The following is a 19847-nucleotide window of genomic DNA, read 5'->3' as shown; positions in this document are numbered from 1 at the left end:
CCAAGAAGAAAAGAAGGTCGATCGGATGTACGCCACGGCACAGGATGGGACGAAGCTCTATTACGAAACGGCCGGCGAGACCGGAACGCCGATCTTGTTCATCCACGAGTTCGGCGGAAATTACGACGCCTGGGAACCGCAGATGAATTTCTTCCCGCGCCGGCACCGTTGCATCACCTACGCGGCCCGTGGTTATGCCCCTTCCGATATTCCGGCCGATGTCGAGAAATATTCGCAGTCGATTGCCGCCAGCGATGCGCTTGCGGTGCTCGATCATCTCGGCATCGACAAGGCGCATATTGTCGGCCTGTCGATGGGCGGCTTTGCAACATTGCATTTCGGCCTGAAATTCCCGGATCGTGCCCTGTCGCTGACAGTCGCCGGTGCCGGCTACGGCACCGAGCGCGCAACGGCGGATTACTTCCGCAACACGTCCTTGAAAGTGGCCGACAATTTCGAGAAGGACCCGGTCGCCTTCTCGAGGATCTATTCGCTTGGCGCAAGCCGCGTGCAGTTCCAGAACAAGGATCCGCGCGGATGGGCGGCGTTTGCGGAGCGTCTTTCGCGCCACTCGGCTGTCGGTGCCGCCAACACCATGCGCGGCGTCCAGTGCCGGCGCCCTTCGTTCTGGGATCTGGAAGACGAACTGAAAGCAATGATGGTGCCGACACTGCTGATGACCGGTGACGAGGACGACCATTGCCTCGCGCCGTCCATCTTTCTCAAGAAGACGATTCCGGCCAGCGGCCTGTCGATCTTCCCCAAGACCGGGCATACACTCAATCTCGAGGAGCCGCAGATGTTCAACACGCTGGTCGCCGACTTTATCAGCCAGGTCGAAGCCGGAGCCTGGGGCGCGCGCGATCCACGCGCCGATCCGGGCCAGGTGATGCGGACGGAATGATGGAAACGCCCTCGATTTCCCCGGACCGCATCTGGTCGCGCCTGATGGCGCTCGGTCAGGATGGCGCATTGCCGGGGAAGGGCGTCAATCGCCAGGCACTTTCGGATGAGGAAATTCTCGCCTGGCATCGCCTGATCGGCTGGGGCCGGGAGGCCGGTCTGACGCCGGCGACCGACGCCGCCGGAAATCTTTTCCTGACCCTGGAGGGTACGTCTCCCCAGCTGCCGCCCGTCCTCGCTGGCAGTCATATCGACAGCCAGCCGACGGGCGGCCTTTTTGACGGGGCATTCGGAACTCTGGCGGCCCTTGAAGCCGTCACGTCGATTGCCGAGGCGGGATTGAGGCCGGAGCGATCGATCACGGTCGTTGCCTGGATGAACGAGGAGGGCAGCCGCTTTGCGCCCGGCATGATGGGATCCGAACTGTTTGCCGGCAAAAGAACGCTCGGTGAGGTGATGGCTGTCACCGACGCATCCGCCATCAGCGTCGGCGACGCCCTTGCCAGGGTCCATCAAGCATTTCCGCAGCTGGAGCGCCGGCCGCTCGGCTTTCCGATCCATGCCTATATCGAGCCGCATATCGAACAGGCGGACGGTCTGGAACGCGCCGGCGCCGTCATTGGTGTGGTGTCCGGCATCCAGGGCAAGAAAACCTTCGAGATGTGCATTGCCGGCCGTGAGGCCCATGCCGGAACCGAGCCGATGGGCCGCCGCCTCGATGCCTTGCAGGCCTTTGCCCGCGTGGCGCTGCGCATGCAGATGGAAACGGCCTTTGTCGATCAGGCCGTCAAATTTACCATTGGCCGGATCGAAGTCGAACCGAATGCCCCGTCCGTCGTTCCGGCACACGTTCGCTTTCGGATCGATCTGCGGCACCCGGACAACGCAGTGTTGGACCGGTTGGGGCAGCGGCTTGAATTCATTCTGGCGGAGGATGCTGCTCCCTGCGCCTTCTCGATCCGGCGGTTGGTCGATGCCCCCTCGAACGATTTCGATCCGGCCCTGCGGGATGCCATCCGGCGCTCGGCGGCACGGCACGGTTTCCCGGCGCTCGATCTTCTGTCGGCCGCAGGACACGACGCCCGGCAGATGGCCCCGCTTGCGCCGAGCGCGATGATTTTTATTCCCTGCCGTGGCGGCATCAGCCACCATCCCGACGAATGGGCGGAGCCCGCGCATGTTGCAGCGGGCACAACAGTTCTCTTGGATCTGATACTCGAGCAGTCAGGTCTTTCATCCCAACAAGGAGATGCATGATGAGCACAGTCAACGACATGGCCGAAATGCCGGTTCAATTGCCGCGCGAGCCGGCCAACGCGGCGGAAGCCCGCAGCCGCTATTTCAATTCGGGCAATGCCTTCAATATCAAGCTTCCTCCCGTGCCGGGCAGGATCTTCACCGACGAGCCGGCACAGGCGCTTGCCTTGCAACAGACCGGCTTCATCAACTGCGATCTTTCCGGTGAACTGGAATGCGCCTTCCCGGCAACGACGCCGCTGATGCTGGCACGCTACGCCGTGATCAAGGCCGGCGAAACGCTGGACACGACGCTCAACAATACCGCATCGATCTGGTACGTGATCAAGGGGCGCGCCGGTCTGACGGTCGGGGACGAAAAGGCCTCGCTCGGAAAGGGCGATGTGTTCCTGCTGCCCGGCGGCACTCCTTCCGCAATCGCGGCCGCCGAAGATTGCGTGTTGTGGGCGGTCGGCAACGATCCCCAGCTCCGGTTCGACCAATCCGTCCCCAGAACCGGTGAAGCCGCCGCCGTCCGTTTCGTGCATTATCCGGCAGCCGAAATCGAGTATCAGCTCGGCGTGGTCTACGGCACAAATGCCAATGCCTCGACCTCGGGCCACGCCCTGATTTTTTCCGCCGAGAAGACCGAAGCGGCCCGCAACATCACGCCAACGATGACGCTGTCGCTCAACACGCTGAAGCCGAAAAGCTCCCAGCCGCCCCATAAACACAATTCCGCGGCGATCACACTCGCCGTTGCAGGCGATCCGGCCTATTCGATGGTCGCGGATGTCAAATGCGACTGGTCGCCCTGGGCAACGCTGATCACACCGCCGGCGGCCAAGCACAGTCATCACAATGACGGCGACAGCCGTGCCGAATTTCTGATCGTGCAGGATGGTGGGCTCTATTATCATGCCCGCACCATGGGCTTCGAGTTTTACTGAGATGCGGCTCATCATCGACACAGATACAGCCGGCGACGACACCTACTCGTTGCTGCTCGCCATGCGCACACCGGGCTCGACGCTGGAGGCCGTTACCGTCTGCGTCGGCAACGTGCCGTTCGACCAGCAGGTGGAAAATGCGCTCGCCACCATCGAGGCTGCCGGCTTCTCCGGAAAGGTGCCCGTCTATCTCGGTGCCCGGCGCCCTATGGTCAAACCGTGGGAAGCCTCGACGATGCACGGCAATGACGGCATGAGCGGCGCAAACCCGCCGCTCGCACGCCAGCGCCCCGAAACGCAGCATGCGGTCGATGCGATCATCGAGCGGATCATGGCCGAACCGGGCGAGATCGATATTCTCGCACAGGCGCCGCTGACCAATATCGCGCTTGCCGTGATGAAGGAACCGCGCATTGCCAAAGCCACCCGTCACCTGTGGATCATGGGCGGAACCGATAATTCGGTCGGCAATATCACCCCATGCGCCGAATACAATTTCTTCATCGACCCGGAAGCCGCCCGGATCGTCTTCGAAGCCGGTTTCGACATCACGCTATCGACCTGGACGCTGACCATGCGATCGAGCCTTTTCGAGGGGGATCAGCTGGACGAGATTTTCGCGATGAAGACACCGCTTTCGGAATTCTACCGGAAGGTGTCTTCGACACCCCGTCAGATGGCGGAGGCCCGGTACGGCCGGCCGATCAGCACGCATCCGGATTCGCTGACCTGCGCGTGCGCACTCAACCCCGCCCTGATCGAAAAGGCCCGCGATGCCGTGGTCAGGATCGAGACCGCAGGCGAGATAACGCGCGGCTTTTCCGCCATCCATCCGGCGAAACTCGGCAACCGGTGGCCGGAATATTCCGTCAACGCCCGGGTGATTGAACAGGCGTCCAACAGCGGTTTCTTCGAGATGATGAAGCGTGCATTGTCCTCTTAGCGCAATTTTCCGGGAGCGGGACAAGAGTAGTGGGTGCCAAAAAAGGCGGCCAGACTGAAGCGGCGCCGCTGAGTGATTATCGACGAGGCGAAACGAACGAGCGGTAGCTCGCGTAGAAGAGCGCTATCGAAGCTACCGAATGGAAGGCCACAACCATCATGTTATGCCAAAACAGCTTGCTGGATATCTCCATCCACGATGTCGCCACCAATGACATAAAGCATACGGCGAGGATCGCCACGATCAATAGCACGGCATTCAACAAAACGTCTTGGCGTTGATCACTAACAAGATCGGCCATGACGCATGTCGCTACAGCATATAGAACTGCAGTCATTCCAAAAATGTACTTGAAAAACAATGCCGAAACGATCGTGAAAGAATTCATGTTTCCAAGTGTTGCGGCATCAGGACTGATGAAATTATAGAAAACAAACGTAAAAACCAAAGGCATGAAAGCAGCCATGCCACACCAGAGAACGATACCTACATAGTTCGAAACTCTAAACGAAAAAAATGAGCTAAATTTAACCCATGAGCCCTCATCAATCTTCATGGATCGAATGAATAGCGAAACTATGCTGGATAATCCAAAAGACAGTGAAATTGTAATTGTGGTTGACATTGATTTGCGCATCGCTTCGGAAAGTGTCACAGCGTTTTCATTTGTCTGAGAAAAATACTGACTGTCAAAAAAATCCACCGCGTAAAGATAGATGGAAAGGAGCGTAAAACAGACCGCGAACCCCCCGAATATCGCGACGGCGGCAGCCTCACTCCAGGCGGAATCTTCTGACTGATGATCGGCTATCAATTCAATCACAGCTCTCAGCACAGGATCAGAATGACTTGACTGCAGCATGTTGCCGTTTTGATTGGTTGACCTTTGGCCAGACAGGCGGCGCACCGCATCCTTGTCGCTTCGGGTCAGGATCGCGAAAAGAGCGCACAATTTGCGCACGACTAGATCGCTCTTGGCGACGACCTCTTGCCATTGCTTCGTAAGTTCTTCGATTGAAATCGTGCTTTCAGCCGTCCAGTTCGCTCTTACCGCGGCAAGATCCTCTCGCTTGGACTCATATTCCTCCAGAGGCAACAGATCGGAATTCGACGGGATCCCAAGAGCCTTTACCAGTTCCTGTAGCGGTTTCAGTTCGTAGCTCGCCTTTAAAAGCTTGTCCGTCTCCAAAATCAAATCGTCAACTTCAGGTGCGAGTTTTGCTATAATTTCGCCATAGGATTCGAGTTCGCCAGCCGACCAAATTCTTGACCCTTTGATAATCCATTGCGCAAACAGATCGACCGCGACGCACGTTCTGCCCTGGAGCATCGCCTCGTCAGTGGGGAAGTCCAGACATGCCAAAACGTTGTTGATCTTTCGGTATTTCCTCCTCTCCGGCCTGTATTCCGGTGAGGAATCGAACAAGGTTTCGATTTCACCGCGGGTTAGCTTTGCTATTCGGTTGAAAAAATCGGCGGGAATATTGGCTACCCGCTGGGCGAGCCCTCGCAGCAATGTCTCCACCTCGGAAACCAAAGGCGTGGAGGGCAGCAATCCAACAACAATCAAAGCCGCCCCCAATGGCCACGCCGCACCCTCAAAAGCGACTCCAGTTTTCTCATTTGCAATCAACAAAACCAATGGCTTCGACGCGCAGAGAAAGAAGTACAAAAATTCGAGCATCAGGACATAGATCACGTATGCCTTGTTGAAATTGGCCTCTCCGACGATGGTCTCGATAGGCAATGCCCTAACGAAATCATACTCTGCCCCTTTCGGGGGTTTCGTCAGCTCCGAGATCCTCCTCCTCGAATAGAAAGCGATTGCCGCCATCCCGACAAAAAAAGAGACGGCGAAGGAACCTTCATCGTTAAGGAAGCTGGTGGCCGTACCGGAACCGTCCATCCCGTCTACTTACAATTCTGGTTGATGCGCGGATCACAGCCAGTAGCCTGCGCATACGCAAAAATGGGCAGAAATGCGGAAAATACTGTCGAAAATACAATCAGCATCATAAGGTATTGAAAAGTATTTCTCATTGAAGCTTCCTTTCCAAAATATGAAACGAATTTCACAAATGAGATAAATATCTAAGCGACTACGCTTATCTGTATCTAAGTATGTTGGCTTCGGATTCTATTTTAGGACTATTAGCCACGTGCGGAAGTCGATTCTTCCAGGGAAACTTATCGACCAACCATAAAATTGATTTGATGCACACAGAACTGTTGCGCCAGTTTGTCCAGCGCGGACTGCAATGGGTAAAGTGGTTTTGAAGTTGCCACTTCTACCTTGCAGCGGATTTTAACATGCTATTGCCGACAATCAAGCTGCTTCGATCCAGCCCAGGTCAATAGCTTGAAGTGGCAAAGGATTCCCGCATGCGTTTTGCTGCGATTCATAGAAGCCCTCGAATTCTCGAGCATTTCTAAGCCCTCGATGATCCCAAGCAATCGTGGACGTTCGTCTCTGCAGGAGATCCTGCTTTTGTTCCTGTGCGGAGCGCTTGCGGGGTCACGTTCGGCAGCGATCATGACCCCAATGATGCTACATATTCATGCTGAAACAGGGAGCTTTCGCTGTTCATGCCAATCAGCCTGCGGTGTCGATTGGCACCGCAGGCCGTGCCTGGGCATTCTGGCACCCGGAGCAGCCATGTCACATCGCCGTTGACGTATGTGTGCCGGGTTTGCGGCGAGCAAGCAGCTTGTCGATCCGTTTTCCATCCATATCGATGATCTCGAACTGCCAGTCCTCGTAATCGAAGCGTTCGCCGGTTTCGGGCAGGTGTCCAAGCTGAAACAGGGCGAGGCCGGCGATCGTGTGAAAGTCGCCATCCGCCGGTCCTGACCGCACGCCCAGCCGCGCAAAGGCATCGTGTGCGGCCATCATGCCGTCGATCAGCAGAGAGCCATCCTCCCGCTCCACGACGTCGGGATCCTCGCCTTCCGCTTCCGGCAGGTCGCCCGCTATCGCTTCGAGAAGATCGGTCTGCGTGACGATCCCCTCCAGGCTGCCATATTCGTCAATGACGATTGCCAGCCGCACCGGCGCCCTCTTGAACTGATCGAAGACCCGGAAGATCGGCGTGGCCTCGTGAACGATCACAGGTTCCCGGATGACGGCCATCGGATCGAGAGCCTTGCCGTCGAGTACCTGATCGAGAAGGTCTTTCTTGAGAATCATGCCCAACGGTTCGTCGACGTCGCCACGGCCGACCAGAAGCTGCTCGTGGCGGCATTCGCGGATGGTGCGCAGGATTTCCTCCGGGCTGTCATTCGTATCGATCCAGTCGACATCGCGGCGCGGTGTCATGATATCGGCAATACGCCGGTCGCCGATGTTGAGGACTCTTTCGACGAGTTCCTGCTGCGCCTGCTGGAGAATGCCGGCCTCCTGGCTGGCCTGAACCAGCAGCTTCAGCTCTTCCGGCGAATGTAACGTCTCCTCGCCTGTACCGGGGCGAAGGCCGCAGAGACGCAAAACCAGATTGCCGAGGCCATTGAGCGACATGATCGCAGGCCGCAGCAGAAACAGAAAGAGGCCGAGGGGGCGCACGACCCAGAGGGCCGTCCCTTCGCTGCGCTGAAGCGCAAGGCTCTTCGGAGCAAGCTCGCCAAGCACGATATGCAGCGCGGTGATGATGATGAAGGAGATGACGACTGCGATCGTATGTGAGCCGGCGGTAGCCAGCGAGCCCGGCAAAGCGCTGAGCAGCGGCTCGATCAGATGGGCAAGCGCCGGTTCGCCGACCCAGCCGAGTGCAAGCGACGATATGGTGATGCCGAGCTGCGTGGCCGCGAGATTGGCATCGAGATTATCGACGGCCCGCTTCAGGGCCGCTGCATTCAGCCGGCCGGCATTGACCAGTTCGATGACGCGGCTGCGCCGGACGGCGACAAGTGAAAATTCCGCCGCGACAAAAAAACCGTTCGCGGCGACGAGAGCAAGTACGGTGAATATCCCGATCAGGTCGGTGATACTACTGCCATCGGAACTAGGCATAATCTCCTTTTGGGCGGCTTGCCGCCACGGGTTGTTGGTAGGCAATGAGGCGTAATACGGCTGCATTTCGCAATCGGGACCAAGCCGAAACCGTTCGGATCGGTCTGCCAATGCGATAACAAGGATCGCTCACCCGCACAAAACAGGAATGCGAGACAATGGACGTGTATACGGAAATCGTGACAGGTCGGCAATGTCCGGTTGCGCATCGCGTGTCATCCGGGTCAGGGGCGGTGTGCTTTCGGTGTCGTCTGCTTGGGTCGCGAACGGCCGGCGGCTTGCCTCTCGCCCGGCCCATCCGGCCACCACGCCGTTAAGTGTGATGCCTATGCCGCGAACCTGTGCTCGGCGCCGGTGACCGGGCTTGCCCAGAGGGTGGCGCCGGGTACGAAGGGGGTCTCGCCCTCGGCGCGGACAATCATTTCGCCGAGTTCGGGCACGTCCAGATAGAGAATGGCGTCGGCGCCGAGGCGTTCGATGTGCCGCAGACGGCCTTGCCATGTGCCGGCCTCCGCCGAGAGGCGGATGTGTTCGGGGCGGATGCCGTAGGTGGTGCAGCCCATGCGCTCTGCGACGGCGCCGCCATAGAGGTTCATCTTCGGGCTGCCAATGAAGCCGGCGACGAAGGGGGTTGCGGGATTGCGGTAGAGTTCCATCGGGCTTCCCACCTGCTCGATCCCGCCGCCGTTCAGCACCACGATCTTGTCGGCCATCGTCATCGCCTCGGTCTGGTCATGGGTGACATAGATCATTGTCGCCTTCAGCCGTGCATGCAGTTCGGCGATCTCCAGCCGCATCTGCGCCCGGAGCGATGCATCGAGATTGGAGAGCGGTTCATCGAACAGAAACACCTTCGGATCGCGCACGATCGCCCGGCCGATGGCGACACGCTGGCGCTGGCCGCCTGAAAGCGCCTTCGGCTTGCGGTCGAGCAGATGGGTGAGTTGCAGCGTCTCGGCGGCTGTGTGGACCTTCGCCTCGATCTCGGCCTTCGGACGGCGGGCGAGCGACAGGCCGAAGCCGATGTTTTCGGCGACGGTCATGTGTGGATAGAGCGCATAGCTCTGGAAGACCATGGCGATGCCGCGTTTCGAGGGCTCCGCATAGGTGACATCGTCGCCGCCGATCGTGATCGTGCCGGAGGTCACCTCCTCGAGCCCGGCGATCATCCGCAACAGCGTCGACTTTCCGCAGCCTGACGGACCGACGAAGACGACGAACTCGCCGGACCGGACATCGAGATCGATGCCCTTGATGACTTCCAGCGCGCCAAAGGCTTTTCTGATCTGCGTTAGCGTAAGGTCGGTCATGCAGTCAGCCTTTCACTGCGCCGGCGGTCATGCCCGCGACGATCTGCCGGTTGAAGAAGATGAAGACGATCAGGGGCGGGATCGTGACGAGCAGGATGTTCATGAACAGGAGATTGTACTGGCTCGTATACATGCTCTGGAAATTGTAGAGCGTCAGCTGCACGGTGACGTTCTCCTTGCCGGGCAGGTAATAGAGCGGATTGGTAAAGTCGTTGAAGATCGCGATGGACTGCACGACGATGTTGGTGACGGTGACGGGCTTCAGCAGCGGCAGGATGACCCGGAAGAAGATCTGCCAGGGTTTGGCGCCGTCGATCAGGGCTGCCTCGTCGAGATCGCGCGGTATGGTCGAGATGAACGACCGGTAGAGCAATGTCGAGAAGGAGAGGTTGTAGGCGACCTGGATCAGCACCATGCCGTGGATGGTCTTGAACAGGCCGAGTTCCTGCAGCAGCCCGATGGTCGGCACCACGGCCGGCGGCATCATCAGGCCCATGAACAGCGCGATCTGGGCAACGGCATTCCACGGCGTCCGCCGCCGCTGCATGATATAGCCGACCATCGCCGAGAGGATGACCAGAATGGAAACCGATGCGACGGTGATCAGCGTCGAATTGAAATAGGCGAGCAGAAGCTGGTAGTCGCGCGCCTTGAAGACCGCGACCAGATTTTGCCAGAACAGCCAGTCCTGCGGCAGCGAGAAGCTGAGGCGCGAGGCTTCGGATTTCGATTTCACCGCCTGGATGAGAATGAACACGAAGGGCAGGATGAAGACCACGGCTGCGAAAACGAGCGCGATGCCGCCGGTGATGTAAGGCCGGATATGTCTCATTGTGCGACCTCGCGCCGGTTGAACCAGAGTGTCAGCGGCAGGATGATCGCTACGATGAGGGCAAACAGGATGACATTGCCGGCAGTCGACAGGCCGTAGAACCCCGCCTGGTACTGCTTGTAGATGACGGAGGCGACGACATCGGAGGAGAAGCCGGGGCCGCCCCTGGTCATAGCCCAGATCAGATCGAAGGATCGCAGCCCGCCGATCAGGGACAGCGTCACCACCGTGATCGTTGCGGGGCGCACCAGGGGCAGCGTAATCCGCCGGAATTGCTGGAAACGTGTCGCCCCGTCGATCCGCGCCGCCTCGTAGTAATCCGTGCTGATGGCGGCGAGGCCGGCGATGAAGATCAGTGTCGCAAGGCCGACGCCCTTCCACAGATCGACCAGCGCCACGGAAAACAGGGCCAGCGAGGGATTGGTCAGCCAACCCGGGCCCGCGATGCCGAGCGTGCCAAGAGCGACGTTGATGATGCCCTTGGTCGGATGCATCATGACGGTAAAAGCGATGCCGATGCCGATGGTCGAGACCAGCACCGGAAAGAACACCACCGTGCGCAGAAAGCCCCGGGCAAAGATATTGCCGGTCAGAAGCACGGCCAGCAACAGTCCGCAGACGGTCTTCAGCCCGGATGTCATCACGGCATAGATCAGCGTGTTGACGAGGCCCTGAACCAGAAAGGGCTCCGAGAAGAACTGCCGGAAATTTTCGAGCCCGATAAATTCCGCCGTCGTCAGGTCCCAGCGGGTCAAGCTGTACCAGAAAGATGTCGCGGTCGGCGCCAGAAAGAAAACGCCGTAGATGACCGCCGCGGGCAGGAAGAACCACAGGGGATAGGGGGATTTTTGTGAGCGGGGGCGGGGCGGAACCATGGACTACCTCTGCGTTCAGGAAAGTCCCGCCCATGACTTTGGGGCGGGACCGGCTTTCCCGAAGGATGCCACTACCAGTTGGACAAGCCGAGCTGTTTTGCCTGCTTGCGCACGTCGTCGTCATAAAGCGCTGCCGCTTCGGCCGGGCCGCGGATGCCGGAGCCGATCTCGACGGTGATCTGCTCCAGCGCCGGTCCCTTGATCGGCGAGACGAACTCAAGCGCCGGTGCTGTCAGTCCCTGCGTCTTGAAATAGGGAAGCATATCGGTGACCGCTGGGGGAACGTCGGCCGGCAGCGGGCATCCGTCGATGAGCGGCGGGCCCTGCACGGTATTGGTGTCGGTCATGATCTTGCAGCCTTCGACACTGCTGACGAAATTGGCGAATTTCTTCGCTTCCTCGATCTTTTGGCTGGCCGCCGGAATATAGATGGCCGGTGGCATCCAGACGGTCAGGCCGTTTTTCGCCGCGTCGTCGCCGGGCTGGGCGAAGAAGCCGACATCGGCAAGGTTTTCGGGATAATTCTGCTTCAGCGCGCCGATCGCGAAGGTCAGCATCGGATAATGCGCGGCTTCGCCTGTCGCCACCATTCTCAGGCCATCGTCATAGCTTGCCGCCCCGAAATCCTCGTTGAAAAGGCCTGCGTCGTGGACCTCCTTCAGATGCTCGAAGCCTTTCATGGCGGCCGGCGTGGTCGCATATTTCGCCTTGTTGTTGGTATAGTCTTCGGCGAAGTTCGGGACCGCGGCCTGGAGGTTGTAGTAGTCGGCAAGAACGAACAGCTGCGATGTCCAGGTGTCGCGATAGGTCTGGGCCACCGCGACCTTGCCGGCGGCCTTGATCTTTTCGTTGTTGGCCATGAATTCGGCCCAGGTCTTGGGAACGGACAATCCAAGTTCCTGATAGATCGCCCTGTTGTAGAAGATCCCGCCGCCCATGGCCGTGCCGAAGGGGACGCCGTAGACCTTGCCGTCGGCGCTGACCACGGATTTGAAGCCCTGGTCGACTTTTGCCTGCGCGGGCACGTCGCTCAGATCGACAAGCGTTTGCTGGGGCTTCAGGGCCTGCAGCAGGGAGCCGGAATTGTAGAGAAAGACATCGGACATTTCGCCTGTGGCAAGCCGCGTCTTGATGATGTTGTCGCCTTCGCCGCCGCCCGCGCGCTGCTCGATCTCGATCGTCACGTCGGGCGCTTGCTTCTGGTAGGCCTCAACGAGCGCCTCGGCGGCTGCGACGGTATCCGGGTTGTTGTCGATCAGGAAGGACAGCGTCACCTCGGCCTGGGCCGGGGTGATGGCGGTCAGTGCAATAAGAGCTGCGGATGCGAGATAGGCTTTGATGTGAATGGTCATGTCGTTCCTCCTCCGAACGGTTTGACGGTGGCCTTTCGATGAATGCGTCTTACGATCCTTGCAGTGTGAAGGTGAGATGGTGTTGTCCTGGCGGAAGAACGGTTTCTCCAGTGACCGCTTTGCCATTCAGGACAGGTGTTCCGTGCCGCGGGCCGGGCCGGAAGCGGCCGCTGCACCCCTCGGGCAGCGTCAACGTATACACGACCTCGTCACCGGTGCACTCCCAGCCGGCTTCGATCCGGCCATGGGCCACATCGTGATAGGCCGATACCGGCGACAGCGCAGCAATCGGAGCGGGATCGATGATGACCTCCGCAAAGCCCGGCGCCTGCGGATCCGGGGCGATGCCGGCGACGCTTTCGAACAGCCATTGGCAGACGGCGCCATAGGCATAATGGTTGTAGCTGTTCATGTCGGGCTCGTAGATCGTGCCATCCGGCGCCATCGAGTCCCAGCGCTCCCAGATCGTCGTGGCGCCTTGCGAAACCTGATAGAGCCAGCCGGGAACGTCCTGCTGCAGGAAGACTTTTCCGGCCACCTCGTCCAGACCGAGCTTGGTCAATGCCGGCAAGAGCGCCGGCGTCCCGATGAAGCCGGTGCCGATCTTGTAGTCGGCATCCTCGATCAGTGTTTTGAAATGCCGTCTGGCAGCCTCGTAGTGCTCGGCCGGGATCAGATCGTAGAGAAAGGCCAGCGCATAGGATGTCTGGTCGTTATGTGCCAGCCGGCCGGACGGCGCGATGAATTCGTGGGCGAAAGCGCTGCGGATGTCGTTGGCGCGCGATTGCATCTGGCTCTGGAGTTTCGTTTCATCGAGAACGCCGGCGATCTTGGCCAGAAGGTCGGTTGCAATGAAATGGTAGAGTGTCGCAGCGCAATCATCCGAGATCGTCGGCCGGGGTTTGCGGTTGTCTCCGACCGGCTGCAGCCAGTCGCCGAAGGTGAAGCCGCGGTCACCCCAGTGGGACGGTGGCCGCACGAGCGGGCCGTCCGAAATCGACCAGACGAAATCGACCCAGCGCACCATGGCATCGAGGCATTCGGACAGCACGGCGCGATCGCCGTAATGCGTATAGAGAACCCAGGGGATGACGACGATGGCGTCGCCCCAGCCGGTCGATCCGGCAAAGCCCGGGAAGTTCGCCGGATGAAGGCGGGTCGGATCGGGTGAGAAGTGGGAGACCGCGCCGTCCTCGCGCTGATCCGCCATCACGTCGCGCAGATATTTGCGCAGGAAGCTCTGGCTGTCGGTCAGCCAGCAGGCGGTCGCCGCGAAAACCTGGGCGTCACCCGTCCAGCCGAGGCGTTCGTCGCGCTGCGGGCAATCGGTCGGTACCTCGATGAAGTTGGCGCGCTGCGACCAGATGGTATTTTCCACCAGACGGTTGACCAGCAGGTTGCCCGAGGTGAAGCCCGCCGCGACATGCGGCACGGACGAAATCGGCACCGACGCGATCGCGGTGATCTTTGCCTCCCCGGTGATGGTGACGCGGGCATAGCGAAAGCCCTGAAATGTGAAATAGGGCGCGTAGGTTTCCGCACCCTTGCCGCTCAGGGTATAGATCGTATGGGCGGTCGCGGTCCGGTAGTTGCGGTTGTCGAAATAGCGATTGGGGCCGAGAACCTCGGAATGTTCGACGCGGACTTCAGCGCCTGCTGTGCCCTCGACCGTGTAGCGCACATAGCCGCCGGCGTTCTGCCCGAAGTCGTAGATCGTCCGTCCCTGGTCGTCGACCCATGTTTCGATCGGCGCGATCGGAGCCATTTCACGAACCGGTTTCGTTTCATGGGCGACGAGCAGCGTCTTGTCGAAGCTGATGGCCTCCGTGCCGTGGCTGTCGATGCGCGCCTCGTCGCGGGCATCGTAGATTTCACCGAAATAGATGCCGGATTTGAGGACGGGCAATCCGCCGCTGACCCAGCTGGCATCCGTCGACAGGATGATGCCATCGGGGCCGGCAAGCTCGGCGATCGCCGCGATCCGGCTGCCCCAGCAATTGGGAATGGGCTTGTCGCTCCACATCATGGGGGAGCGGTACCATCCGTCGCCGAGCCAGATTTCCAACCGGTTTTCGCCTCGCTGCAAAAGGCCGGCCACGTCATAGCCCTGATAGGCGATTCGGTGGTCGTAATTGGTCCAGCCGGGTGTCAGGAGATCGTTGCCGACGCGCTTGCCATTGAGGAAGCAGCGATAGAGGCCAAGAGCGGAAATGTGGAGTTTGGCGGTCGTCGGGATCGTTGTGAGCGTAAAGCTCTTGGCGACGAAGCTGGCACGGGTGCCTTCACCCTGATCTGCGAGCGGCGCGATCATGTCCGCCGTCCAGGTGCGCGAAACGATGCCGCCTTTGACGGCTGCAGACTGAAAATCCATCTCTTCCTCCCTGTCACGTTCGTCGTGTAGAACGTTATATGTGTAACGTTCTACATTTTTTTGGGAAGCGCAATAGAAATTTTCAAAACAACCTGTCATGGTGTTCCGGCGAGCTGTTTTCGAAGGCTTGGCACCGCTTGCCGCAAGGGAATTCATGTCACCGAAAGACGGGCCGAAGGCCGCCAAAATAGACCGCGTCACCATTCGTACCGTTGCGTCACATGCCGGCGTTTCCGTCGCTGCCGTGTCCAAGGTTCTTCGCAACGCCTATGGCGTCAGCGACAATCTGCGCGGCAAGGTGACGGGTTCTATCCAGGAACTCGGCTACCGGCCGTCAAGAACGGCGCGGGGCCTTCGCGGCCAGACATTCACCATCGGGCTTCTGCTTGTCGAGATCGGCAATCCATTCCTTCCGGGCGTGATTGCCGGCGTCAACGGCGTGCTGGCGCCCTCGAATTATCAGGCGATGATCGGGGTGGGGGAGGCGCGCACCCAGCTTGAGACGTCGCTGATCGAAACGATGATCGACTACAAGATGGACGGCTTGATTCTCGTCGCGCCGCGATTGCCGTCCGAAGTCGTCGCGGCCTTCGCAACCCAGATTCCAATCGTCGCGCTCGGTTACCACGATGCCTTTGCCGAGGCATTCGATACGGTCAATACCGACGATCAGCGCGGCGCGGAGATCGCCGTCGAGGCCTTGCTGGAGTGTGGTTATCGCGACATCGCGATGCTCAGCCAGGATGCGGATGAGGGGTACAAGGTCTCCGTCGTCCGCCAGCGCGAAATCGGCTATCGTCGGGCGATGCAGCGCTCCGGCATTCCGGGAGAGCCGGAAATCATCAACATTACTATCGATTCACCGCGGCGCGAAGAGGCGATGCGGGCGTTTCTGGTTTCTGAAAGCCGGCCCCGGGCGATCTTTTGCTGGAGCGACATCGATGCGGTCACCATCCTCAGTCTTGCCGCGGAACTGGGGATTCGTGTTCCCGAAGATCTGGCCGTGGTCGGCTATGACAATTCGCCGACATCGGCACTCAGCCTGATCAACCTTGCGAGCATCGATCAGTCGGGCCGCCACCTCGGCGAGACGGCAACGCGGACCCTGCTGTCAAGGATCGAGGGGCGCACTGCGGCGACCCATATCCTGATGGAGCCTTCGCTGGTGAGGAGGGCGAGCCTCGGCTTGAAACGATAGCCCGCCCGTCCGTTCGCCTATCGGCTGGCCCAGAGCGCGCCGCGCTCGAAGATCGTCTTCATCTGCGGCACGTCGAATTCGTCGGCCGTATGACCCAGCGCGCTGTAGAAGACGCGGCCCTTGCCGTAGCGCCGTTTCCAGACGACCGGCATGACGACGCCGGCGATGGTCTCGAAATGTTCGCCGCTAAACGTCGTCGTCGCCAGCACCTCGTTGCTCGGATCGACATGCATGTAATATTGCTCCGAGCGATAGGCGAAACCGCCGATGCCTGCGACGATCGGATCGTCCGGTTTGGCGATGTCGATCCGGTAGTCGATGATATTGCCGGGATGGGAAACCCATTGCCCGCCAACCATGAACTGGTACTCGGTCTCATTGCGGAAGCTGTCGCCCATGGTGCCGTGGAAACCGGCAAGACCGGTACCGCCGCGAACCGCGGCAACAAGATTTTCCAGTTCCGGCTTCTCGATCGTCGACATGGTGACCATGGGAACGATGAGATCGAATTGCGAGATATCGGAGCCGGTGAGCACTGATGTTCCCTGCTCAAGCGTGATATCGAACCCGTGCCCCGCCAGCATTTCCTTGACGATATTGGCGCTGCGGGCCGGCGTGTGGCCTTCCCAGCCGCCCCAGAAGATCAGTGCTGTCTTGCTCATGCTATTGTCCCTATTCCAGAATTCCGAAAGGCAGATCGGCGCGCATCGGCGCCGGCCGGGCGCAGCCATGTTTCAGGTCGATGCGCTGTCCTATTTCCGCAGAGCGGATGATCGATTCCATGATCTCCAGAACATGCAGGGAGAGATCGAGATTGGCGCGGTGCTCCCGCCCGGAAACGATCGCCTGCGCCATGTCGGCAAGGCCGAGAATACGGTAGTTGCCGTCGCCGTAGGAATGAACCTGTTCGGCCACCGTCCAGTCGCCCTTGCGCTCGCTGGTCCTGATGTCGCCCTGGAACTGGTTGGGATCGGAAACGATCATCGCTCCTGTCGTGCCGTAGAGTTCAATATGGTTATGCTCGTGCTTCCAGACATCGAAACTGGTGGTGATCGAGATCGCCGCGCCATTCTCGAAATCGAGCAGACCGGAAATGTGCGTCGGCACTTCGACGGTGACCACCTGGCCTTCACGCGGTCCGGAACCGATGGTGCGGGTAGGATAAGACGATTTCGCCTGGCCGGTTACCGATTTCACCGGACCGAGCAGATTGACGAGGCAGGTCAGGTAATAGGGACCCATGTCGAGCATAGGGCCGCCGCCGGGCTGATAGTAGAAATCCGGGTTCGGATGCCAGAGTTCGTGGCCGGCCACCTGCATGAAGGCGGAACCGCCAACGATGGTGCCGATCGTACCCTCGTCGATCACCCGGCGGGCGGTCTGATGTGAGCCGCCAAGAAAGGTGTCGGGCGCACAGCCGACCCGCACGCCTTTTTCGCGGGCCGCCGAAACCAGCCGTTCGGCATCGGCGAGCGTCGTTGCCAGCGGTTTTTCCGAATAGACATGCTTGCCCTGCGCCACCGCCTGTAGCCCCACCGGCACATGATGCTGCGGTGTCGTCAGGTTGAGCACGATCGCGATGCGCGGATCAGCCAGCAGCCCGTCGATGGTCATGGCCGCGACGCCATAGGCTTCTGCCTTGGCTTGCGCCGCCGTGGGGTTGATATCGGCGACGCCGACAATGTCGAGCACGGGGAATTTCGGCGCGGCCTTCAGATAGGCGTCCGAAATATTGCCGCAGCCGATGATGCCGATACCGATTCGCCGCATGGTTTCCTCCCCGCTCCGCGATGCCATTGATGACGTGCCGGCGCTCATTTGTCACCCCTTTCGAGCCAGCGGGCGTCATCCTGCGAAAGCTTGATGTCGAAGGCTTCCATGCTGTGGTTGAGTTCGGCCAGCGAGCCCGGGCCGATCAGCGGCACGACGCGGCCCTGTTGCGCCAGCACATAGGCGAGCGCCACCTGAATGGGGTCCTTGCCGATCCGCTTTCCAAGTTCGATGGCCCGGTCGCGGCGGGCGAAGTTGGCTTCGGAATACCAGGAGCGTGCCAGCTCGACGTCGTCCATCTTGCCGCGTCCGGCCCGTTCTGTGAAGAAGCCGCGCGCCTGGCTGGACCAGGCGAAGTTGGTGACCGCCTTCTCCGCGAGCCAGTCCATCCACTCCTTGCCGGTCGATGCGATGCAGCCGGCCCAAACGGGATCGACCATGTCTGCCAGCGAGAAGTTGTTCGACAGCACGCTCGGCCGCGTCTTGCCGGTTCGCTCGGCATAGGCGATCGCCTCGTCGAAGCGTTCCCGGGTCCAGTTGGAACCGCCGAACGGGCCGCGAATGCGCCCTGCCTTTACCTCGGCATCCATCGCATCAACGAACTCTCCCACCGGGATGTCGGGATTGTCGCGATGCATGAAGTAGATGTCGACATAATCCGCCTTCATGCGGTCAAGGCTGACGGTCAGCTGCTTGGCGATCACGTCGGGATAACAGAGCGGCGTATGAACCCCTTTGCCGATCACCACGGTCTCTTCACGCACGCCACGGCTGCGGACCCATTCGCCGACCAGACGATCCTGCAGCCCGTTGCCGTAACCAAACGCAGTATCGACGAGATTTCCGCCGGCCTCGAAGAAGGCATCCAGAACGATGGCCGCGCCCGAGAATGTGGAAAACTCCATCAGGCCAAGGGCGGCGAGCGATACCTCCTTGGGCAGGCCGGGTATGCGGCCGCGCGCGACCTTGTTGGTCTTGCGGGCCAGTGTCTCGCCTTTCAGCGTTCGCGTGCGAGCCGTATGTTTCTCGCTCTCGTATTCCAGTCCGATCGCTGCCCGCCACTTGTCCATCACACGCAGATTGCCGAGTGTGTCGGCGCGGCTCATGCCGGGATAGGTGAACTCGATGCGGTCAGCGCGGATAGCATCGCTGGCGGCATCGACCTCGAAGCTATAGAGATGACGGGGCTCATCGACCACGACCTCGCTGCGGCTGCCGTCCGCGCCGATAATGCGGATCGTGCTCTCGCCACCCTGCTTGCCGCCGGCAAACCAGAACTGGTCGAGCTCGATCCGGCCCTTGGTGCCGATGATCCGCAAAACATTGTCCTGCGCCAGCGAAACCGAGCAGGAAACCTCGGCGATGATGCCGTTGGGAAACTGCAGCAGCGCCGATGTCCACTCGTCCACGCCGGTCTCGCCGAGATGGCCGACGGCTGTCACCTTGTCGGGATTGAGGACGCCGGACGTCTCGTCGACGCCCGCGATCAGCCTTGCCATCGAAACCGGATAGCCGCCGACATCGAGAATGCCACCGCCGGCAAGTGCGTTGGAAAACAGCCGGTGTTCGGGTTCGAAGGGCAGCTTGGCGAAGCCGAAGCTGGACTTGATCATTCTGACATCGCCGATGGTCTTGGCTTTCAAGAGCTCGATCAGCTTCGCCGTCAGCGGATGCAGGCGGTACATATAGGCCTCGCCGAGGAAGGTGCCGGCCTTGCGGGCCGCTTCCTGCATGGCCTCCGCCTCGGCTGCCGAAAGGCCCATCGGCTTTTCGCACAGCACATGCTTGCCCGCTTCCGCCGCCTTGATCGCCCATTCGGCGTGGCCGGGATGGGGTATGGCGATATAAACGGCGTCGATCTCCGGATCGGCGAGCAGCGCGTCATAGCCGTCGATGATCCGCGTTCCGGGGAAGCTTTCCGCCAGTCCGGGTTTGCCGGGGTTGCGCGTGCCGATCGCTTCGATCGGACCGTTGTCCGATTGCGCGGCACCGGCGAAGAAGTCCTTGGCGATCGTGCCGGGACCGAGAATACCCCAGCGGATTTTGCCTGTGGTGGTCATGCTTTCATTCCTTTTCAGATGCAGGGCTCCGGCGGTGGCGA

At 60.1% G+C, this 19847-nt stretch carries 15 protein-coding genes; 5 read left to right on the top strand and 10 right to left on the bottom strand.

The genetic code is table 11. From position 1 onward, the window contains the following. Nucleotides 1–25 precede the first annotated feature (25 nt). The 4 genes from ADU59_RS02250 to ADU59_RS02235 are packed head-to-tail and all read left to right on the top strand — an operon-like array spanning nt 26 to nt 4032. Entirely contained in the window at nt 26–904 is an 879-nt protein-coding gene (locus tag ADU59_RS02250; protein WP_068951273.1) for an alpha/beta fold hydrolase, read from the top strand. Then, a complete protein-coding gene (locus ADU59_RS02245) occupies nt 904–2160 on the top strand; it encodes a Zn-dependent hydrolase (RefSeq protein ID WP_244506334.1) in 1257 nt (418 codons plus the stop codon). The genes ADU59_RS02250 and ADU59_RS02245 overlap by 1 nt, the downstream gene beginning before the upstream one ends. Then, nucleotides 2160–3089, top strand: coding sequence for a cupin domain-containing protein (locus ADU59_RS02240; RefSeq protein ID WP_068951268.1), 930 nt, complete (start codon nt 2160–2162; stop codon nt 3087–3089). Before ADU59_RS02245 ends, ADU59_RS02240 begins: the two co-directional genes overlap by 1 nt. Nucleotide 3090: 1 nt before the next feature. Next, nucleotides 3091–4032 (top strand): nucleoside hydrolase, encoded by a 942-nt coding sequence (locus tag ADU59_RS02235; RefSeq protein WP_068951266.1) that lies wholly within the window; start codon nt 3091–3093, stop codon nt 4030–4032. A 76-nt stretch (nt 4033–4108) separates the two neighbouring features. On the opposite strand, the gene ADU59_RS02230 is transcribed toward ADU59_RS02235, so the two are convergent. The 7 genes from ADU59_RS02230 to ADU59_RS02200 all read right to left on the bottom strand — a co-directional run bounded on the left by ADU59_RS02230 (nt 4109) and on the right by ADU59_RS02200 (nt 14778). Continuing rightward, nucleotides 4109–5938: a hypothetical protein gene (locus ADU59_RS02230; protein WP_068951264.1), complete on the bottom strand. Its 1830-nt coding sequence runs from the start codon at nt 5936–5938 to the stop codon at nt 4109–4111. A 753-nt stretch (nt 5939–6691) separates the two neighbouring features. Next, nucleotides 6692–8038 (bottom strand): hemolysin family protein, encoded by a 1347-nt coding sequence (locus ADU59_RS02225; RefSeq protein ID WP_068951263.1) that lies wholly within the window; start codon nt 8036–8038, stop codon nt 6692–6694. Nucleotides 8039–8364: 326 nt separating this feature from the next. Further along, the gene (locus ADU59_RS02220; protein WP_068951261.1) at nt 8365–9348 is read right to left on the bottom strand and encodes an ABC transporter ATP-binding protein; all 984 of its coding nucleotides are present in this window, start codon (nt 9346–9348) and stop codon (nt 8365–8367) included. 4 nt (nt 9349–9352) lie between these two features. Continuing rightward, nucleotides 9353–10180: a carbohydrate ABC transporter permease gene (locus ADU59_RS02215; RefSeq protein WP_068951259.1), complete on the bottom strand. Its 828-nt coding sequence runs from the start codon at nt 10178–10180 to the stop codon at nt 9353–9355. Continuing rightward, nucleotides 10177–11055, bottom strand: coding sequence for a carbohydrate ABC transporter permease (locus tag ADU59_RS02210; RefSeq protein ID WP_068951257.1), 879 nt, complete (start codon nt 11053–11055; stop codon nt 10177–10179). Before ADU59_RS02210 ends, ADU59_RS02215 begins: the two co-directional genes overlap by 4 nt. A gap of 71 nt (nt 11056–11126) precedes the next feature. Next, complete coding sequence (locus ADU59_RS02205; protein WP_068951255.1) at nt 11127–12407, bottom strand: ABC transporter substrate-binding protein; 1281 nt, start codon at nt 12405–12407, stop codon at nt 11127–11129. A gap of 49 nt (nt 12408–12456) precedes the next feature. Continuing rightward, nucleotides 12457–14778, bottom strand: a complete 2322-nt coding sequence (locus ADU59_RS02200) for an alpha-L-rhamnosidase (RefSeq protein WP_068951253.1) — start codon at nt 14776–14778, stop codon at nt 12457–12459. Between the two features lie 154 nt (nt 14779–14932). On the opposite strand from ADU59_RS02200, the gene ADU59_RS02195 reads away from it, so the two are divergent. Continuing rightward, complete coding sequence (locus tag ADU59_RS02195) at nt 14933–15976, top strand: LacI family DNA-binding transcriptional regulator (RefSeq protein WP_068952504.1); 1044 nt, start codon at nt 14933–14935, stop codon at nt 15974–15976. A 17-nt stretch (nt 15977–15993) separates the two neighbouring features. Here ADU59_RS02195 and ADU59_RS02190 read toward each other — a convergent pair whose 3' ends face one another. From ADU59_RS02190 to ADU59_RS02180, 3 genes are read right to left on the bottom strand one after another with little or no spacing between them, the layout of a single operon-like run. Then, the gene (locus ADU59_RS02190; RefSeq protein WP_068951251.1) at nt 15994–16638 is read right to left on the bottom strand and encodes a ThuA domain-containing protein; all 645 of its coding nucleotides are present in this window, start codon (nt 16636–16638) and stop codon (nt 15994–15996) included. A 10-nt stretch (nt 16639–16648) separates the two neighbouring features. Further along, nucleotides 16649–17746: a Gfo/Idh/MocA family protein gene (locus ADU59_RS02185; protein WP_068951249.1), complete on the bottom strand. Its 1098-nt coding sequence runs from the start codon at nt 17744–17746 to the stop codon at nt 16649–16651. A 44-nt stretch (nt 17747–17790) separates the two neighbouring features. Then, on the bottom strand, nt 17791–19806 hold the full coding sequence (locus tag ADU59_RS02180; protein ID WP_068951247.1) for an aldo/keto reductase: 2016 nt from the start codon (nt 19804–19806) through the stop codon (nt 17791–17793). Nucleotides 19807–19847: the final 41 nt, after the last annotated feature.

Source organism: Pararhizobium polonicum (assembly GCF_001687365.1).
In the GTDB taxonomy this organism is placed as follows: Bacteria; Pseudomonadota; Alphaproteobacteria; order Rhizobiales; family Rhizobiaceae; genus Pararhizobium; species Pararhizobium polonicum.
The sequence above is the reverse complement of the archived record's forward strand: the minus strand, read 5'-3'. Positions and strand labels throughout refer to the sequence as shown.